This window comes from Nodosilinea sp. FACHB-131 (assembly GCF_014695395.1).
Classification (GTDB): Bacteria; Cyanobacteriota; Cyanobacteriia; order Phormidesmidales; family Phormidesmidaceae; genus Nodosilinea.
In genome coordinates, this window is record NZ_JACJOF010000010.1 from 1 (window position 1) to 20,017 (window position 20,017).

Here is a 20,017-nt window from a genome sequence, read left to right on the forward strand (position 1 = left end):
GGTTGGTTAAAAAGCCGAATTCGAAAGCTCCTTCCCCATGACGATGGCTTGCGCGCTGCCATGGAGTCAATCCTTAAGCAAGCCGTGTCCTAACCTAACCGGCTTTAGCTATAACTTCTAGCGAGAGTTATTCAAGAGCGCGCTATCGAGGGATACTAAATCCTATCTGTGTAACCCGTAGGAGTGTTACAGTGCAATGCCCCTGTGGGGTATCGGCGATGAATGGGGTTTCGGGAGTCGGTGTGAAGCCGGGGGTAATTCAGATTCGCGGGTTGGCCGCTCGACCCAGTTCGTCAATTGATCAGGCTAGCGATCGCCGCCACCAGTTCAGCGGGCCCAACCGGCTTGCTAAAGTGGCGCTGAAACCCGACCGCCAGGGCTTTTTGCTGATTGATTTCGCCAGCGTAGGCCGTCAGGGCGATCGCCTTGGGCAAGGGATAAGCCGTGGCCTGCCCGCCTGGTTCAGCCAACTGAGCGGTCATGTGCTGTAGCAGCATGTAGCCGTCCATGTCGGGCATGCCAATATCACTGATCAGCACGTCAAAGGTTGACTGGTTGAGGGCTTGCAGCGCGTCTACCGCAGAGGCCACGGCCGTCACCGTCGCCCCGGCCTGCTCCAAAATAAAGGTCAATATCTCGCGAGAATCGGCGTCATCGTCCACGGCTAACACACGAACGCCCGCGAGGGGCGCAGTGCTAGACCCCAAGGGCGCAGGCTGAGGGTGATCCACCGGTCTGCGCGCCTCTGCCAGCAGCGGCAGTTTCACGCTAAAGGTGGCTCCCTGACCGTCGCCGGGGCTCTCGGCAGCCACGGTGCCGCCGTGCAGTTCAACCAGCTGACGCACGATCGCTAGCCCCAACCCCAACCCACCAAACTGGCGGGTCGTTGTGCTATCGGCCTGACGAAAGCGATCGAAAATATAGGGAAGCACCTCGTCGATAAAGCCCTTGCCGGTATCGGTGACCGTAATTTGAGCGTAGCTCTGGAGCGGTAGAGGAGGGTCAGATTCAGCGCTCGTACCCGTTTCACACCGTAGGGTGACCTCCACCCGTCCTCCGTTAGGGGTGAATTTCACCGCGTTGGAGAGCAAATTCCAAACCACCTGCTGGAGGCGACCGGCATCCCCTGAAACGTACCCCACCTGACCATAGTCAACCTGAATCGCGATCGCCTTGGCCTCAGCCGCTAGCCGCACCGTTTCCAGGGCAGCTTCAATGACGGATTGAAGATTTACCGGCGCGGCCTCAAGGCTGAGTTTGCCCTGCAAGATTTTCGACATGTCGAGCAGGTCGTCAATCAGCTGGGTTTGCAGCCTGGCGTTGCGCTCAATGGTCTGGAGGCCACGGGTTTGAGTTTTCAAGTCGTGCCGCTGCTGCTGGAGGATTTTTGACCAGCCCAAGATCGGGTTTAGGGGCGACCGGAGCTCGTGGGAGAGCACCGCCAGAAACTCGTCTTTGATCTGGTTGGCCCGCTCGGCCTCAGCGCGGGCCTGGCGCTCGGCCTCATAGAGCTGCGATCGCGAAATGGCCTGGGCACACTGACGGCTCAGGGTCAGCATAAACTCGCGATCGTCCTGGCTGAGCTGCTTAAACTGCTTAAACGACAGCGATAGCCCGCCCACTGGCTTGCCTTCCACCATCAGGGGCAGCGAGATCCAGGCCTGATAGGGATGGCGTTTGTAGACCTCGGCCAGATGGGGATAGCGGGCCAGCCGTTCTGCCAGTGGCTCTGACCAGGCGGGCTGACCAGTTTTCACCGCCTTTGAAAGCGGCAGCGATGCATCGATAGAGAAGCGAGGCTGAATTTCCTGGGGATTGGTCTCATAGCCAATCGATTGCACGATCTCAAGGGTGGTTCCATCCGGGCTGAGCAGGGCCATGAGGGCGGCATCGGCCTCCAGAGCCGCTACACTCTGCTCCACAATCACCGCCGCTACTTGCTCGGGCGTGAGCAATTCAGAGAGCGCCGCCGTCACCGTCTGCAACCGAGCGGTGCGATCGGCGGCGGTTTCGGCGGCCCGCTGAGCCTGCTGGGCGGCTTGGTAGAGGCGGGCATTGTCGATGGCGATCGCGGCCCGACGACCCAGGTCCTCAGCTAGGGTTAGATCACCTAGGCCATACTGCTGCTCAGACTCGGCAAACGCAAAGGAAATACTGCCCAAAACCCGGCCCCGCGCCTCCAAAGGGGCAACAATGCAGGACCTCAGGCCCACCCCGCGCAAAATATCTAGATACTCAGAGTTGGTGACAGTTGCCGTCAGTTGCTCATCGGTGATGGTAACCATAATTTCGCTTTGCCCAGTCTTCATCACTCGAGAGATGCCGTAACCATCGTCTAGGTGCCTGGGAAAGCGCTGGGCTAACTCCCAGCCCAGCTGCACCTTTTGAGGATCGCAGTGGGCGACAGCAACACGGCTAATGCTGCCGTTCTCATTTAACAGATCTACCGCGCACCAGTCGGCAAAGTACGGCACGGCTAGCTGAGCAACAATTTGCAGCGTCTGTTCGTAGTCTAAAGATGCGGCTAGGGCCGTACTCACCTCCACCAGAAAGGTCGATTGCCGCTGCTCAGTCTCAGCCTCCAGCTGGGCCGCCTGCGCCCTGACTAACTGGGCGCCTTCTTCTGCCAGGCGCAGGCGCATGGCTTCGGCCTGTTTGTGTTCGGTGATGTCGTGCATGACCACCACGGCCCCCTGCCGTTTGCCCTGAGCATCGACGATCGCCTGCCCGTTGACCAGCAGTGTGCGGGCGGGGCCAGTTTTAGGCGCAATAACGATCTCGGCGTTGTTGACAATTTCGCCCTGCAAAGCTCGAAAGAGAGGAATTTCTGCCAGCGGCAGGGGCGTTTGGCCGTCGGAGCGGTACAGATCGTAGCCCTCGGCCCACTGCTCCGGTGGCAGGGGTTGCTCGGGCAGCCCGTGAAACTCGCGGGCCGCCTGGTTAAACAGGGTTAAAACGCCCTCGGCGTTGCAGGCCACGATGCCAGCCTGCAGGTTGTCAAGCAGCACCCGCAGCACGTTCTGCTCGGTTTGCAGAGCGGTTTCAGCCTGCTGCCGGTCAGCAATTTCGGCGTGGAGGAGCGACTTGGCCTGGGTGAATTCGACCTGCTGGTTGAACAATTGCATCAGCGCCTGCTGCCGAGCGGCCTCAGAGGCTGATGGAGGCTGCGCGGGTGACGCCGAGTCGGGGAGGGGTTCAGCCATGAATCGATTCAGCAGGAATAGCTAAGCGAGCGAATAGGCTAGCAAACCTTAATCCTACCCAGTTTCTTAGGCAGAGTAGGCATGGCCGATGCCCAGGGTGGCGATCGCTCCAATTAAATCCTCGGGCTCCACAGGTTTGGCCAGGTGCAGCTGAAACCCGGCAGCTAGGGCCTGCTGCCGATCGAGTTCTCCGGCATAGGCGGTCAGGGCGATCGCGGCAATGGTGCCCCCCTGCTCGGGCGGCAGGGTTCTGATCTGCCGCATCAGCTGGTAGCCGTCGGTGTCGGGCATGCCAATGTCGCTCAGCAACAGATCGGGCTGGAGCTGAGGTAATGCCGAGAGGGCCGCCGCCGCCGATGCCACCGCCACCACCTCGGCTCCAGCCTGTTCGAGCAAAAACGAAAGCACGTCGCGGGTATCGATTTCATCATCGACCAGCAGTACTTTGACGCCCTTCAGCGAAGTAGAGTCAGCGGGTTCAGGGGGCAGGGGCGGGCGGTCTTCCCCCAGCCCAACCGGCAGGGGCAGCCTGACGGCAAAGGTTGCCCCCTGCCCAGGGCCAGGGCTGGTGGCGGCGATCGTCCCCCCGTGCAGTTCTACGATGTGGCGGGCGATCGCCAGCCCCAGCCCCAACCCCCCAAACTGCCGGGTGATAGCACCATCGGCCTGCCGAAAGGTGTCAAACACGTGGGGCAGAAACTCCGGAACAATCCCCTGGCCGCTGTCGGCAACTCGAATTTGGGCAGAGTGAGCTGTGGGCGAGGCATTCCCGGTCGGGGCGGCGGCGCCCCAGGGCCAGGGGCTGTTGCTCACCACCCGCTCTAGGGTGACCTCAACCTGACCGCCAGAGGGCGAGAATTTGACCGCATTGGAGAGCAGGTTCCAAACCACCTGCTGCAACCGATTCGGATCGCCAGACACCCTACCCACGGCGGCGTCAAACACCGTTTGGATGTGAACCGCCTTGGTGTTGGCCGCCAGCTGAACTGTCTCGATCGCAGCCTGAATAGTGGCTCTTAAATCAACGGCATGGTCATCCAGGCGCAGTTTGCCCTGTAGAATCCGCGAGACATCGAGCAGGTCGCCAATCAGCTGGGTTTGCAGCTGGGCATTGCGCTCAATGGTCTCTAGAGCACGATCGGTCGTTGCGGCATCGTACTGGCGCGATCGCAGCAGTTTAGACCAGCCCAGAATCGGATTGAGGGGAGTGCGCAGCTCGTGGGACAGCACCGCTAAAAACTCATCTTTGATGCGGTTGGCCGCCTCCGCCTCGGCCCGAGCGGCTTGCTCAGCGGCCAGGCTGCGAGTTAGCTCAAGCTGAGCCTGGCGCTGGGCCGTGATGTCGCGCGCGGTGACAATGGCCAAAATGATTCGACCTTGCTTATCCTGCACCGGAGTGCCGCTGTAGCTGCCAATCCAGGTCTTGCCGGTGTCGCGACGATGTACCTGGATGGCATAATCGCGAAAGGTTTCGCCCCGCAACGCCTTGACCATCGGCCACTGCCCCAGGGCAATACGCTGGCCCTGCAAATCGTGACCCTCAAACAGGTCCGCAAACTCGGGCACAGACCGCTGCACCTGGTCGACACTGTCGTAGCCGTGCAGCGCTAGCGCCACCGCATTAAACGTCACAATGTGGCCCTCGGGGTCGGCTATGACCAAACCCTCGGTCATGCTGTTGATGACGGCTTCGAGCTGGCCCAGACTAGTCTCTAGCCGATGCAGGAGCTGTTCCCGTTCAAGCTCGGCCCGTTTGCGATCGCTAATATCTAGAAAGGCCGCCACCGACCCGCGCACCTGACCCTGGTGGTTAAGCAGTGGTTTAGCGTAGCCAAATAGGTTGAACCGGGTGCCGTCGCCTCGCACAATGTCGACTTCTGTGCCTTTGACTTCTGTGTTGTGAATCGCGGCGTAGCGCAGGGGAAATTCATTAGGGGTAAGTTCTTGGCTCCCCCTAAAGAGTTTGTAGCCTGGCGACGGGGTCTCGACGCGGGTGTAAGACACATTCTCCTTAGGGTCAAGCCCTAAAATTTGGGCAAAGGCCGGGTTCGATCTGATCTGCCTAAACTCGGCGTCTTGGGCGATTAAGACCCCGACGGGAATCACCTCAAAGAGGGTTTGCATGTCTTGGTTGAGCGCCGCGATCGCCTGTTCTCTGGCCTCAAGGGCCGTGGCCATGTCGTCAAACGCCCGCGCCAGCTGACCCAGCTCCCCAAACTGGTAAGACAGCTCGGTGCGAGTTCCCAGGTTGCCCTCCTGAAGCTGGTGGGCGGTCTGCACCAGAGACTTGACCTTGCGCGTCAAAAAAACATCGCCCCCAATCCAGGCAGCCGCTAGGGCTAGCGCCGTCACCCCGGCTAGAGCAAACAAGTTTTGCAGCAGCAGCCGGTTGCTTTGGGCCACGACAAGGCTTTTGGGCACTCCAATACGAATATGTACCGCCTGATCGGCGGCGCTATCGCCCAGGGTTGTAAACCCGTAGAGTCGCTCGACGCCATCGAGCCCCCTGGCTACTGCGGTCCCCTCTCCCTGACTCAGCATAATCTGGGTCACGGGCGAATCTGGCAGCGATACACCTACCCAGCTGGAGAAATTTGGGTAGCGCCCCAGCACAGTTCCGTTGCGATCGGTGATGGTCATGATTGCCCCCGGCGGCAGGTCCACGGCGGCGGCCAGCTGATCGAGCCAGGTCAAATCGAGCGCGGCCATCACCACCGCCTCCACCTGCCCAGTAGCATCCAGAATGGGATAGCCAAAACTGAGGTCAGCCTGTTTTGTAATCCGCCCAATTTGATAGTTGCCAATGGCAAAGTCGCGGGTATCGCGGGCGAGTTGAAAGTACGGGCGATCGCCAATGTATACCGGCTGAGTCGGCGTGGATGTACTACAGATGGTGTAGCCTGTCCGGTTGGCAACGGCCAGGGCCACATAGGTTCTGTACTGCTGAATTAGATCGGCTAGGAGCTGATTACAGGCCTCTGCATTGCCCTCGCGCAGGTCAGGCATTTGGGAAAGCGCGATCAGCAGTTGTCGAGCCCCTTCACTCGTCTGCCGCTGGTGGGCAGCCGCAAACTTAGTTAGCCGCAACAAGTTTTCTTGTGCCTCGACGGCGGCAGTGCGACGCTGCACCGCTGCCGTATAGAGAATCAGCCCCAAGGCTGGAATTACGGCCAGGAGAACCAGCAACACCAGGCGAGCACGGAGACTAGATATTTGGTAGCGGAACCTGGCCTGCCTTGCGATAGCGCTTGCTCTCCCATTGCCTGAATTGAGGTTGACTGAACTAAGGTAACAGCTGCGCTCCCGTGTATCCCAGCCTAAACGGACACCCGCTAGATTTCACCAAAATACGCAGAGAATGCTCGGCGGCCACCGGGCCAGAACGGAAGAACTTCGCCATACTCTATTAATTAACCCGTCTGACCACCAGCGATCGCCTTTTCCTAAACACCGCGTTGGCGTCAAACTAACCCTTTACTGTACTGCTACCGGAAATCTGATGCGACTAACCGCAGGGTGTGAGCTTTTATTTGAGACCACTGAGCCTTCGCCGCTGATCCTCATGCTGCGGCCGCGCGGTGGGGCCGCCCAGCAAATCATTCAAGACAACCTAGAGCTTGGGCCCAACGTGCCCGTAATCAACTATGTCGATAGCTACGGCAACCTCTGCCAGCGGCTGCTCGCCCCAGTCGGGCAGCTGCGGGTGCGCAGCACCTCTACCGTCGAGGTCGCCGACGCCATCGATGTGCAGTTTGGTGCCGAGTTTGTGCCCGTGCAAAACCTGCCCGACTATGCGCTTCAGTTTTTGTTGCCCAGCCGCTACTGCCAGTCTGACCTGATGGCCAACTTAGCCAACGACATCGTGGCCAACATTGAGCCCGGCTACGACCAGGTCGAGGCAATTCGCCACTGGATTCACACCCATATTGAGTACCGCTACGACACTAGCGACGCCTCGACCTCAGCGATTGAAACCGAAAAAACCCGCGTCGGGGTGTGCCGCGATTTTGTACATTTGGGCCTTGCCCTATGCCGCAGCCTGACGATTCCGGCCCGCATGGTGGTGGGCTATCTGCACCAGCTCGACCCGATGGATCTGCACGCCTGGTTTGAGGCCTACGTAGGCGATCGCTGGTATACCTTTGACGCCACCCAACCCACCGCCAAGGGCAACCGCATTGTCATTGCCTACGGTCGAGATGCCGCCGATGTCGCTCTGGCCACCCAGTATGGGCCGATCAATCTAACCGAAATGAAGGTCTGGGTAACCCCGTCAGAGCTATGACTATTACAATAGAGGATATTCCAGCTACGGCGCTATCCGTTGCGGGCGTTCCTACTGGCTGACTAAAGGTTTAAGCCAATACCTGAAACGTTTAAAGCGCGTTGGGCATCGCCCAATTTCACCAACTAGCTCTTTATTGGTCAAATATCATGGGCAAGGAAAAGAAAAGCAACAAAGAAGTTAAGAAGCCTAAGTCCGATTCGAGTGGGGAAAAGAAACCTAAGAAAGATCCTAAACGCTACGACTAACTGTTCTGGCGTCGTCAGGTCTTTCAGCTGTAATGATTACCGTTCACCACTTAAATAACTCGCGCTCCCAGCGGGTGCTCTGGCTGCTTGAGGAATTGGGTCTGCCCTACGAGGTCAAGCGCTACGAGCGTGACCCAGAGACCATGCTGGCCCCACCCACCCTGCGGCAGGTGCACCCCCTGGGCAAATCGCCGGTGATTACCGATGGCAATCGTACCCTGGCGGAATCGGGAGCGATTGTCGAATATTTGGTCGATCGCTATGGCGATGGGCGGCTGATTCCGGCCTTGGATACTCCAGAGCGGCTGCGCTACACCTACTGGCTACACTATGCCGAGGGGTCTGCCATGCCGCCGCTGCTGCTAAAGCTGATCTTTGACAGAATTGAGCAAAGCCCGATGCCATTCTTTGCCAAGCCAATCGCCCGAGGCATCGTTGGCCGGGTCAAAGACTCATTTATTCATCCTCAAATTACTCAACACCTCGATTTTATGGAGGCAGAGCTGGGCAAAAGTACCTGGTTCGCCGGAGAAGACTTCACCGCCGCCGACATTCAGATCAGCTTTCCCCTAGAGGCCGCCGCGACGCGGGCGGGGCTCAACGCCAGTCGTCCCAATCTGATGGCGTTTTTAGATCGCATCCACGCTCGACCCGCCTACCAAAAAGCGCTGGAGCGAGGCGGTAAGTACGAGCTTTTGAGTTGAGCGCGCAACTTCAGCTGTAATCAGCGGGCCTGGGCAGACTCTATGGGACAAAGCAATTCGACAGTCCTACGAGCCGGGCGCTTCATAGCCCTGATGCTGGCTGCGCTCAGTCTTAGTTTGTCGATGGCTCACCTGCTAAAGCTGCCGCAGAGAATGCAGTTTGACCAGCAGCTCTGGGTTGAGGTCACAATTGTTGAAAACGCTGATCGGCTGTTTGGCTCAGTTGGCGCGGGTTTTGACATAGGGGCCATTTTAGCGGCGATCGGGCTGGCATTTCTGGTACGCAGGCGCGGTGCAGCGTTCTATTGGACGCTGGGTGGAGCAGTGCTTCTGGGGCTGGCCTTCGTGGGCTGGCTGGTCTTTGTGGTGCCTATGAATGCCGAGTTTGACACCTGGTTGACCGAGCCCGTGCCCACCGACTGGATGCGGTATCGTGACCAGTGGGAATATGCCCAGGCTGCGATCGCACTGATCAAAACCCTTGGCCTAAGCTGTCTTGTCATCTCTGTATTACTGGATGCGCCAAGCAAGCTAGCGAATAATTCTCAGTTTGAGAGGCCGCACCAAAACGGCTTGCCAGCGACAACCCTATCCTCTGCGCCGGCTAGGGCCACTTCTGCCTGGCTGTGGTCAGTGCGGCTGGTGGGGGTAATCGTCGTCAGCGCGGCATTCTTTGGATTAATAACCTACGTTTTTCACAGCGTTCTAATAGGGACAATTTTATCGATCGCAGGCATTCTGGGGCTTGGCTCCATGGACAGATGAGGCGGTTAGGTCTTCGCTACCACCAACCACGAACGCTTAAAGTGTATAAACCCGGTGGACAGTGAGATTGAAGAGTAGACAGGGGCGATCGCTTCTAGGGGTATCACCCCGCCCGTATCTTTTCGCAATCAGCCCACCCCGTGATCTAGTTAAAATACAAGCAGCAAGTTTCTCCCTAGCAAGTTACACCGAATCCATCTGTGCAACAGTCCTCTCCTAAACAGCCCCATCCCGACTCAGCCTGGCGAGCAGATCCCGGTTTGCAGCGGATTATTACCCACCTCTCGACGAGCCTGGAGCGGGATAGCCAGATCGTGGAGACCACCCGCGACCTGCAAGAAAAACTGGGCGTTGATAGAGTGCTGTTGTATTACTTCTACCGGCCTTGGAAAGGGCGGGTAACCTTTGAAGCCCTGAGCGATCCGCAGTTTTCGATCTTTGGTTCCACTGGGCCAGACGAATGTTTCACCAACGAATATGCGGAGCTATACCTAGCTGGGCGAGTCCGGGCGATCGCCGACATTGAGACAGAGCCCATTGCCGAATGTCACCGCAATTTTCTGCGCGAGCTGCGAGTGCAGGCCAATTTAGTCGTGCCGGTGCTGGTGAATGACGATCTCTGGGGACTGCTTGTGGCCCATCACTGTCAGTCCCCCCATGTTTGGACCGATGGAGATATTGCGGCCATGCTATATGGCGCAGAGACCCTGGCTATTGCTCCTGCCATTCGGGGTCAATAGCCGGTGAACGATGGGTTTAATACAGCCCCAAAACACCAAGATTCGAGTTTCTGAATCATTCCAATAGAAACCCAGGTCACGGTTGTGTCTTAGGAATTGGACGACTGTGCTCAGCAATTTCTATCAAATCGACCCGCTCTGGCTGCATTGGCAGCGACCCCAGTTGCCGAGCACTGGAGCGGTCTGGGGCGGAGGGATTGCGATCGCCCTTTAAGACCGGCCCTTGATCATCGCCGACTAGCTGGCGATAGACCGCCTCATAGCCATCGACCATGCGCTCAACGCTAAAATTGACTGCGACATGCTCTCGGCAAGCGCGGCGACTCAGGCGATGCACCTGGGTTAAAACCCCAACGCAGTCGTCAACGCTGTGGCAGAGAAATCCCGTCTTGCCATCGACCACTACCTCCGGGGCCGCCCCCGTGGCCATGGCCATGACTGGGGTGCCGCTGGCCATCGACTCAGCCATCACAAAACCAAAGGGTTCTGGCCGGGTACTGGGACACAGGATGGCGGTGGCGTGGCTAAGCAGAGCTTTTTTCTGGGGCTGGCTGACCTTTCCCAAAAACTCGATTTGCTGTCCGTCGATCAGGGGAGCCACCTGATGCTCAAAAAACGCTTGGTTTTGAAAATCAATTTTTCCTGCCATTCTGAGACGCCAGCCGCTGCGCTTGGCAATCTCGATCGCTAAGTGCGGGCCTTTCTCTTCCGCCATGCGACCCAGAAAGGCTAGATGCGGCGGCTCTTGGGGTAGAGGATGAAAATCGAATTGGTCGAGGGCGATCGCGTTGTGTATCGCAGCTACATAGTTGAGCCCAAGCTCGGGCCGCTGCTGCGACCTAGACACCGTGACTAGGTTTTGCCGCCGATACTGACTAAAGATGTTCTCAAAGGCGGGGGTGAGCAATTCGTGCAGGGTGTGAACCACTGGCGTCGGGCTGAGATGGGCATAGGGCAGCGCCACTGCATCCACGTGAGAGTGAATGATGTCAAAGTCTCTAGCGGCTTGAAAGACGCTTTCTAGCTGTCGCTGCTCGTAGCGGGCATACTCCAGCGGCAGTAAGCCCAGGGGACGCAAAGCGCGATAGCAGCCCGGCACTAACCGGGCCTGGGTCTGAGAATCGCCTGAGGCAAACAGCGTCACCTGGTGTCCACGGCGCACTAGCTCTTCGGTGAGCAAACTCACCACCAGCTCAGTGCCACCGTCGGCTAGAGGCGATGCTCTCTCCCACAGGGGGGCAACCTGGGCGATCCTCATATAGATTCCCTCTAATCTTGGTATGACGCTAGGCGCGTCAGCGCTGGGTCACAAGGTTTAGTCAATAAGTCGTGAAAATGTGTGAGCTTACCGCATTACTTTACCCAAAAAGTTTGATACTAAATGGATGTCAAACCCAGGGAAAACACATGTTTGCGTACCGTTATCCTAAGCCTCTGATCTGCTAATAGCCTATACCGCTGTGACGATTGGACCTACCCAAAAATCTCTACCTTCAGGCTGGTTTAACTTGCATCTTTGGTATAGAAAAAGTGGATTTATTTTTGGTAAGAGTTAGCAGCAATGGCAGGAAAATTTGAGTCAATAAATAAGGCAAAAACACAACCCTTTTTAGGGCGAGTTCCTTGCTCTAAAAACGAGCCCAACTGCGCTAGGTATTGATTAATCTGCTGGGCAATACTAGCAAATGCATGCCCCAGGGAACGGGTGCATCCCACTTTTGTGGCCCACCCTACGGGAAGCAAGCTACACCCTAAATCCTTCTTCCAATGCGGGAGAAGGACGTTGAATCCGGCCCCCCTTCTCCCGTTTTGGGAGAAGGGGCTGGGGGAAGAGGGCAAACTGCAAAGTTGGGACGCGCCCTCAGGGAGCTGTGGGCTTTAATCTAGCGCTCTAGGGCCTGATCGGCCCACGAGACCGGATCCTCTAAGGGTTCTAAATGGGTGAAAACAAAGGTGCCGGGTAGCGATCGCGCGATCGCTGCCTCAATGTCTTCACAGAGGTCGTGCCCTTGCTTGACGGTCCAGGCCCCCGGCACCAGCACATGCAGCGAGACAAACCGCCGGGCACCGGCCACCCGAGTTCTGAGGGCGTGAAACTGAACGCCTTGGGCCTCAAACGGCTGCAACGCCTGGGCGACAATCTGACGGTCCGCCTTGGGCAAGGCTGTATCTAAGAGGCCCAACCCGGTTTCGCGCATCAGCCTGAGCCCGGCCCACACAATGTTGGCCGCCACCCCCAGGGCAATAATTGGATCGAGAATCAGCCAGCCCGTTAGGGGAATTAGAATCACCCCCACCCCCACTCCCACTGATGTCCAGACATCGGTCAGCAGATGGTGGGCATCGGCCCGCAGGGTGATAGAACGCAGCCGTCGACTGGCCCGCAACATGACCACGGCCAAAGCCCCATTGATAGCAGTCGCCACCAGCGAGAGCACTAGCCCCAGACCCACCTGCTCGATGGGCTGGGGATCAAACAGGCGACCCCAGGCGGCAAAGGCAATACTGCCGGCGGCCACCAAAATCAAGACACTTTCGGCACCACTAGAAAAATATTCTGCTTTGTAATGCCCAAAGGCATGGTCTTCATCGGGTGGCTTAGCGGCAAAGGTTACCGCCCAGGTGGCCACGATCGCGGCTACCAGGTTCACCACCGATTCGGCCGCATCGGACAGTAGCCCGACCGAACCGGTCAGCAGGTAAGCCGTTGTTTTAAGCAGGATAGTTAAAACAGCGGCCCCGATGGAGAGCAGGGTGTAAAACCGAGCTGAGCGATCGCCCATGGCAGTCGGAAAGGCAGTAGAGAGGCTAACCCTTTCAGCTAGTCTACGGCCAGTTGCCCCTCGGTAAGCGATCGCGGCTGTTTTCGTTGGGTAGGAGGGTTTAAGGTATTTGGTTTAAGGCAAGCCGTAAACCCGAAACCTGAGACCCAAAACCTGACCCTCTCACAAACCCGTAATCCTTGGCTTTGCAGACCGCCCGAATTCATAAAGAACCAGAAAAATCTAGGCTCACTGGGTTGACTGGAGCAGGCGATCGCCAGAGCATAGACGCTCGCCCCCAGCGTCAGCGGAGCTAGCACCCTTGAAACGTCGAGCACTATTGTCCTTAGGCCTTGGTGGTTTTGCCGCAGCGGTAGGGCGGCGTTACTGGACTCGAACTCCGGCGGGGAACGGCGCGCTGCTCAACTTTATGGCTGCGGGGGATGTGGGGACGGGGGCCGAGGAACAACACGCCGTGGCCCAGGCGATGATTCAGCGGCAGCGGATGGCGGCTTCTGCCTTGGTTTTGCTCACCGGGGACAACATCTATGAAGATGGTGAAATCGAAAAGATTGACCGGGTTTTTGAGCAGCCCTATGCCGATTTGCTGCGGCAAAATATCAAGTTCTATGCTGTCTTGGGCAACCACGACATCCGCACCAACAACGGGGAAGATCAGGTTAGCTATCCAGGCTACAACATGGCCGGACGCTACTACACCTTTACTCGGCAGTTTGTGCAGTTTTTTGCCCTCGATACAACCCAGGCCATCGACAGCGACGACAAATCGCCTTGGATGGCTCAACTCGACTGGTTTGAGACCGAGCTGCGGCGATCGCAAGCTCCCTGGAAGATTGTGTTTGCCCACCATCCGCTCTATTCGTCCGGCAGCCACGGGTCCCATCAATCGCTGATTGACGAGCTCTCGCCTTTGTTTGCAGAACATGGCGTGCAGCTCTACATCAACGGCCACGACCACAACTACGAAAGAACAGAACCGATCGACGGCACCACCTACATTACCTCTGGCAATGGCGCTAAGCTGCGCCCGGTTGACCGCTCTGTCTGGACAGCCACTGCTAGCTCTCAGCTCGGGTTTACCGCCTTTAGCGTCTTTGCCGATCGCATTGAGGTCAAAGCCATCGATACAAACAATGCCGCCTATGACGAGGTTTCAATTGGTCTGCATAGGGCTCAGAGGACTTTTGCGGCGGGTTTAGCGATCGGGTGAGGGGCCAAGTCGCCTCTTCGAGTGCCTCGACTACCCCGCCGAACGTCCATAACTTCAAGCACTCTAGATCCCGGAGAGGTGTAGCCGATGGCAGCCTCATCCTCGCGTTTCAGTTCTTGTAACCGCCCTCACAACCCTTCAACCCCTGGAGAAAATAGGAGCTGAACTAGAAGAATCCTTGGCCTACCATGCGGAATTATCTCGCTGGCGGTTGAAGGTTCTGAAGCGATGCTGCGGCTCTAAGAAGCATGCGATCGCTCCCTAGAGGCTACGTGACCGGCACTCTGCTCGACGTTCGCTACCGCCTACCCTGCCCCCGACGTTGACCCTGGCCTCACTAGCTCAGGCGCAACGTCTTCCTCTCCCGACGACCTATGAAAATCTCTATTCGCTTTCCGACTCTAGTCGGCATCAGTTTACTCACTACTACTCTCCTGGCTTGTTCCGCCGTTCCCCCTGCTCCGCCGGAGACACCGGAAACACCCGCTCCCCAGGGCGAGGCGGCCCCATCTAACTGGGCCGACATTGTGGGGCCGATCTCTGCTCCCCCAAACTGGCAGGTCGAGCCCTGCGTCAATGCGGTGCTGCTGTGCGTCGAGGCCGACGGAGAGCTAATTGGCACAGTAGAACGCTTTAGCCATCCCATTAGCGAGGTGCCCATGCAGGGCGGCTTACCGCTACCCGAAGGGTCAGAGCTTGATTTTCTTCAAGCCTGGGTGAGCAACCACTACCGCACCATCGAAGAAGATCGGCAGGTGGCTGACCCCGCCCTCAAGTTTATCGGGGAGACGCCGGTAGCCATTTCCGTGGGCACCCTGCCTGGGCTCCGCTACGACTACACCATCGAGCATCCCAATGGGGCACTGTTTGACCGCGGCGTTGGCTATGTGACCACCGACGGCACCATGCTCCATGTGTTTGCTACCGGGGTGATCAGCGGCGACCCCAGCGGCTCATTCTCTGACGAAGAATTATTCGAAACATTTCTACCCCACCTCAACACCACTATTCAGGGGCTCAAACTATGATGCGAGGCAACATGAAGCGATTCAAACGGCTGGCTTACCTGGGCCTGGGTTTGGTGCTGGCGGCGACGTTGAGCTGGCCGACGAATTCCCTCCAGGCTCAGATCGACCCAACTGCTCAGCAGACAAACTGGGCCCAGGCCCAGGCGGTAGATGTGGGAGCGCTGCGATCGCACCTGGCCGCCCAAGACTGGCCCGCCGCCGATGCTGAAACCCGCCGTATTCTAGACCCCTGGATTCATCCGAGGGGTGATATTCTCAGCCCGCCGCTGGCGACCAACATTCCTCCAGAGGTGCTGCAAACCCTCGATCAGCTCTGGGTTGAGGCGAGCGACGGTCGGTTTGGCTTTAGCGTGCAGCAAAAAATTTGGGCTGAGGTGAGAGCCGCGAACCCAGTAGATTCGGCGGTGGCGGCGAAGGCCTTTGGCGATCGCGTCGGCTGGACGCGCCCTGCCGGCATGGAAGACCCCACCTTCATCGCTGGGGAATGGCTGACCGAGCAAGAAATTAACCCTTCCCTGGATGCGCCTGTGGGTCACCTGCCCTGGGCTGGGGTGAGCTGGGAGCAAATCAGGAAAATTCTGACGGTTGAAAGCTGTGGCAGCTGCACCATCGACGCCATGTACCTCCAGGGCGAACGGTTCAACCAGTACATACCGGTGCTGTTCAATTGGGTAGACACAGCCCTAGAGCTACCCGTGCCGGCGATCGGCTCCTGGCAGCAACCCCAGCTGGCCAGAAGTATCGATCTCAAATCTCTCTATCCCGACTCCCAGTGCCCGATTCGCACTGCGTCCTCGGCCATTAGCCCCAACGGGGCGGTGATTGCCATCGGCAGCTACAGCTACGAGCGATCGTGCACCCGTGGCGAAAGCGCCCTGGCTCTGTGGAATGCTGAGCGCGGCAACCGCATCATTACCCTGCACCGAGGGCCAGCCCTGGAGGCATCGGCCCAAGGAAATCCGCCCCAGGAGCCGGCGGGGCAGGGAACTCGCATCGTTGGGGATGTGGCCAATGCCGTGGCGTTTACCCCCGACAGCCAGATGGTCGCGGCGGGCATGTCCTACGGTGTGGTGCGGCTCTGGTCGGCGACGACGGGCGAGCAGATTCGCACATTTCAGGGGCATCGGTATGCAGTGCGGGCGATCGCCATCAGCCCCGACGGCACCACGCTGGCCAGCGCCAGCGCTGACCAAACCCTAAAACTGTGGAACCTACAGACCGGGCAGCTGTTGCGGACGATATCGATGAATGCCGCCGATGGCATGGTGCACACCCTGCGGTTTAGCCCCAACGGTCAGCGGTTGGCCACAGCAACTGACCAAAACACCCTCCAGCTTTGGGATGCCACTACTGGGCAACAGGTGCGGACCCTGGTGAACCGAGCCGCAACCCGCTCCCCCCTCCTGCCGCTGGCCTTTAGCCCCGATGGGCAAATTCTGGCCACGGGCGATCGCGACAACAGCGTCAAGCTCTGGAACGCCACTACCGGCGCACGCCAGCTCACCCTGACCGGGCACACTGAGCCCGTGCGGCATCTGGCCTTTAGCCCCGACTCCCAGCGTCTGGCTACCAGCGACGGCAAAACGGCTCGCCTATGGAACCGGCAAACCAATGAAACGGTTCACACCCTCACACTCAACCAAAGTGCGGGGCACCCTATTCAACCGACCAACCTGGGCGAAGTGGCGTTTAGCCCTGACGGACAGACCCTGGCCACCAGCACCCTGCTGCTGCCCCTGGTGCAGAGCGAGCCCATCCCCGGCCAGGGAATGACCCTCTGGTCGGTGGCGACTGGGCAGTCGCTCTCGCAGATCCACGACGTCGGTCAGTTTCAGTTCAGCCCCGATGGTCGGTTTTTGATGGCCCAGGGTCAGCGGGTGCAGCTCTGGCAGCCCTACCGTGGCCTGGTGCAGTAGACCAGTGTGGCCATTAGGCCACCTCAGTTGCGGGGTGTATCCCAGCCCTCATCCCCCAACCCCTTCTCCCGTTTTGGGAGAAGGGGAGCCAGAGTCAAAGTCCCTCTCCCAGAACGGGAGAGGGATTTAGGGTGTAGCTTGCTTCCCGAAGGGTGGGTTACAAAAATGGGATGCACCCCTAATTCCAAGCATTGGACTGGCGGGCTGAGGGCAGGTGATACCAGGGAAGATTGGGATATTCGTGGTGCTCCCAGTGGTAGCCGAAGTAGTAGCAGGTCAACAGCGACAGCACGAGTGGATAGTTGCTGCTAGTCGCGCTGTGGGGGTTAACTTGCCCCGCGCGGTGCGGCAAGTAGGTGCCAAACAGAAACAGCTGCATCGAACTCAACACGATGGGCAAAAGCCAAAACAGAATCAGGTTGCTGAGAGGAATTTGAAATCCAATGATGAGCGTTAGGCCTATGGCGATTAGCTTGATCAGCATGACCACTTTTTCGCGACCGTTGAGATAGCCCGACATAAATTTCCAATACCAGCGGGCAAAGCTGCGGTGAATGCCATCGTGAAAATCGGGATCTTGAGCTTGACCAGGATATCGATGATGCCGCCAGTGGTTGGTAGACAGTTTCTGGTAAGACAAGGGGGCGTATAGGCTAACGGCCAGTTGACCAATGCCGTGGTTTAAGCGGCGATCGCTCGGCGCCACGACGCCATGAATGGCGTCATGGGCCACAATAAATAGCCCAGTCTGAATGTAAGTGCGCCCTAGTATGGCCGCAAACATCCACAGCAGGTTGAGCTGAGCTATATCTACCAGCAAAAGCCCGGCTAAACTGCTCAGCCAGAGTGCCACAATTACTAAGGCAACAAAAATACCCATTACAAAAAATGGCCTAAAAACCAGGCTATAAACTTCAGTAATCAAAAACTAGAGCTATGGGCTAAACGCTGTCGCTGCGACCAAATCGAAAGTCGCTGAGGTTTTGCGTATAGTTTGGGTCTTGGGTGCCCAGCAGCCGATCCCAAAACGTGAAGTAAAGCCCATAGTGCACGGCATATTTGAGGTGATGAATGGAGTGATGGGCGGGACCAATCACCCACTCACCTAGCCAGTGGTGGGGGAACAGAGCCGGAAGACGATCTGGCCCCAAATGGTTAAGAACAGCCCATACCGTCATCGTTGTGAGTACGGCAATCACCGTGATGAAATGCAGCGGCAGCACAAAGACAATGCCGACTAAAAAGAGCGCCTGAACGACGGCCTCTAAGGGATCAAATGCAAAAGAAGTCCAGGGGGTGGGGTAGCGCGAGCGGTGGTGTCCCCGGTGTAGCCAAGCAAACAGCTTGGGGTGGTGAAACAGCCGATGGGTGAAATAAAAATAGGTATCTTGCAAAACCAAGACTGCACTATAGCTAACCCCCAAATACCACAGTCCATATTGTCTTGGGTCAGTGTAGAGGCGGGTAGCTCCGTCCTCGTAGGAGGAGAGGATGAAGCCCGCGGCCAACGCAAACACCAGAGCCGACAGCGCCGAAAGATTGATATCGTGGCGAATTGCTGGCCAAGATGGCACCCGATGCCGCAGTCGATGGTTGATAAACGACCGACTGATTGGCGAATAAAAGACCCAGTAGGTGATACCTGCCACTAAAAAATAGCGGAACATAATGATCCCTAAAAAGGCAATGCTGTAAAACTCAAAGGATTGTTCTCTCAAGTTGATTTAGTTCCTTTTTAGGCCCTTAATTAGTGCAGTGGTATCCGCCTGAGGTGCGCGTCAACGGTCTAAGCAGCTGGGGCTGCCCAATGTAGACCGAGTTTAGCAGCAGGTCAGCCGTTGGGCCTGGCGATCGCTCACCCCCTAAGGAGTGGTTGTTGCCATCGTCAGGTTGGTTAAGACATGCTGTACACTCCTTGGTGCGCTAATACGCCAGAGTGTCACCTCAGTTTTTCCGGTGGTAGGAACCTGTACCTCAAGCGAGTTGGACAACCTACCCCATTGGCCTTACCCTATCCTGCCAACAGCAAATCACCACCCGTCGTTTGGGCGGTTTTTTAAGTTTTTATAAGGGCGATCGCCAACAATTTGTCATACTGCAAATCCTCCACTTTACTGATGTGACTAGCAGTTGCGTTGACCATATAAGACCGGTCTTTGGCCATTACGGTACAGCAGCCACAGACAGTAGGATGATTGGAGGTTGGCTTACGGGCTGAAACTCGATTGTTGACGTTACCCACTGCTATGGTTGCCTCACCGCAATATCTCACCCCTGAAGACTATCTTCAGTTCGAGGCCAAAAGCCTCATCAAGCATGAGTACTTTGGGGGGAAAGTCTCTGCCATGGCTGGGGCTAGGGACAGGCACGTGACCCTTACAGGTAACCTTGGTGCCCTGCTCCGCAACCACGTGCGCGGCACGGGTTGCCGGGTCTATATTTCAGCGATGAAGGCCCGCATTGAGGCTCGCGATCGCTTCTACTACCCCGATGTAATGGTGACCTGCGACCCGCACGACCAGGAAACCTCGGCCTACAAACGCTTTCCTAAGGTGGTGGTAGAGGTGCTGTCTAGTTCTACAGAAGCCTTCGACCGGGGCGATAAGTTTGCTGACTACCAAACCCTGGAGAGCTTAGAAGAATACGTGTTGATCAACACACGCCACCAGCGGGTGGAATGCTTTCGCCGCAATGAGGCGGGGCTGTGGGTGTTGCAATATTTTATGCCCGAAACAGCCGTGCCCAAAACAGCTACATTTTGCCTAAAGAGCATCGGCTTTACCGCCACCATCGCAGCCCTATACGAAGACGTAACCCTAGAGCAAGCTGAAGAAACCTCTGACCTCTGATGAGGGTAGTCTGCTAGCAGGTGAGGGCTACACTGACAGGTTCATTGAGATGCTGTGGGTCTGAAATTGGCAATTATGCCCTTTGAAAGCATTACACTGCTGTGCCACTTTGCTTTACACCGGCTTGTATAAGCTGTACAGCTGTGCCACTTTGCTTTACATCGGCTTGTGTAAGCTAAACAGCTGTGCCACTTCGCTTTACATCGGCCTGTGTAAGCTATACAGCTGTGCCACTTCGCTTTACATCGGCCTATGTAAGCTAAACGGGTTGCTCAGCATGCCAAGT

At 57.4% G+C, this 20,017-nt stretch carries 14 protein-coding genes; 8 read left to right on the forward strand and 6 right to left on the reverse strand.

The annotated features are described in order from the left end of the window. Positions 1–293 precede the first annotated feature (293 nt). Positions 294–3,203, reverse strand: a complete 2,910-nt coding sequence (locus H6F75_RS05255; protein WP_190749932.1) for an ATP-binding protein — start codon at positions 3,201–3,203, stop codon at positions 294–296. Positions 3,204–3,269: 66 nt separating this feature from the next. Beyond that, on the reverse strand, positions 3,270–6,392 hold the full coding sequence (locus H6F75_RS05260; RefSeq protein WP_190749934.1) for an ATP-binding protein: 3,123 nt from the start codon (positions 6,390–6,392) through the stop codon (positions 3,270–3,272). A 310-nt stretch (positions 6,393–6,702) separates the two neighbouring features. Here H6F75_RS05260 and H6F75_RS05265 point away from each other — a divergent pair, with 310 nt between their 5' ends. The 4 genes from H6F75_RS05265 (at position 6,703) to H6F75_RS05280 (ending at position 9,945) form a co-directional block, all read left to right on the forward strand. Next, positions 6,703–7,488, forward strand: a complete 786-nt coding sequence (locus H6F75_RS05265; protein ID WP_190749936.1) for a transglutaminase family protein — start codon at positions 6,703–6,705, stop codon at positions 7,486–7,488. Between the two features lie 280 nt (positions 7,489–7,768). Continuing rightward, positions 7,769–8,440 (forward strand): glutathione S-transferase, encoded by a 672-nt coding sequence (locus tag H6F75_RS05270; protein WP_190749938.1) that lies wholly within the window; start codon positions 7,769–7,771, stop codon positions 8,438–8,440. Positions 8,441–8,482: 42 nt separating this feature from the next. Beyond that, positions 8,483–9,205: a hypothetical protein gene (locus tag H6F75_RS05275; RefSeq protein ID WP_199303766.1), complete on the forward strand. Its 723-nt coding sequence runs from the start codon at positions 8,483–8,485 to the stop codon at positions 9,203–9,205. 200 nt (positions 9,206–9,405) lie between these two features. Beyond that, positions 9,406–9,945, forward strand: coding sequence for a GAF domain-containing protein (locus tag H6F75_RS05280; RefSeq protein WP_190749940.1), 540 nt, complete (start codon positions 9,406–9,408; stop codon positions 9,943–9,945). Positions 9,946–10,021: 76 nt separating this feature from the next. On the opposite strand, the gene H6F75_RS05285 is transcribed toward H6F75_RS05280, so the two are convergent. After that, positions 10,022–11,203, reverse strand: a complete 1,182-nt coding sequence (locus H6F75_RS05285) for a glycosyltransferase family 4 protein (RefSeq protein ID WP_190749942.1) — start codon at positions 11,201–11,203, stop codon at positions 10,022–10,024. A 625-nt stretch (positions 11,204–11,828) separates the two neighbouring features. Beyond that, positions 11,829–12,728 carry a cation diffusion facilitator family transporter gene (locus H6F75_RS05290; RefSeq protein WP_190749944.1) on the reverse strand — a complete coding sequence of 300 codons (900 nt, stop codon included), beginning with the start codon at positions 12,726–12,728 and terminating at the stop codon, positions 11,829–11,831. Positions 12,729–13,029: 301 nt separating this feature from the next. Between H6F75_RS05290 and H6F75_RS05295 the strand changes: the two genes are divergently transcribed. From H6F75_RS05295 to H6F75_RS05305, 3 genes are all read left to right on the forward strand, one after another. Next, positions 13,030–13,938, forward strand: a complete 909-nt coding sequence (locus H6F75_RS05295) for a metallophosphoesterase (RefSeq protein WP_190749946.1) — start codon at positions 13,030–13,032, stop codon at positions 13,936–13,938. A 374-nt stretch (positions 13,939–14,312) separates the two neighbouring features. Next, complete coding sequence (locus tag H6F75_RS05300) at positions 14,313–14,966, forward strand: hypothetical protein (protein ID WP_190749948.1); 654 nt, start codon at positions 14,313–14,315, stop codon at positions 14,964–14,966. Between the two features lie 11 nt (positions 14,967–14,977). Then, a complete protein-coding gene (locus H6F75_RS05305; protein WP_190749949.1) occupies positions 14,978–16,882 on the forward strand; it encodes a GUN4 domain-containing protein in 1,905 nt (634 codons plus the stop codon). Positions 16,883–17,060: 178 nt separating this feature from the next. On the opposite strand, the gene H6F75_RS05310 is transcribed toward H6F75_RS05305, so the two are convergent. Further along, positions 17,061–17,762 carry a fatty acid desaturase gene (locus H6F75_RS05310; RefSeq protein ID WP_190749952.1) on the reverse strand — a complete coding sequence of 234 codons (702 nt, stop codon included), beginning with the start codon at positions 17,760–17,762 and terminating at the stop codon, positions 17,061–17,063. Between the two features lie 61 nt (positions 17,763–17,823). Then, positions 17,824–18,600: a sterol desaturase family protein gene (locus H6F75_RS05315; RefSeq protein ID WP_190749954.1), complete on the reverse strand. Its 777-nt coding sequence runs from the start codon at positions 18,598–18,600 to the stop codon at positions 17,824–17,826. Positions 18,601–19,128: 528 nt separating this feature from the next. Here H6F75_RS05315 and H6F75_RS05320 point away from each other — a divergent pair. Next, positions 19,129–19,731, forward strand: a complete 603-nt coding sequence (locus H6F75_RS05320) for a Uma2 family endonuclease (RefSeq protein ID WP_190749956.1) — start codon at positions 19,129–19,131, stop codon at positions 19,729–19,731. The last annotated feature ends 286 nt before the right edge of the window (positions 19,732–20,017 follow it).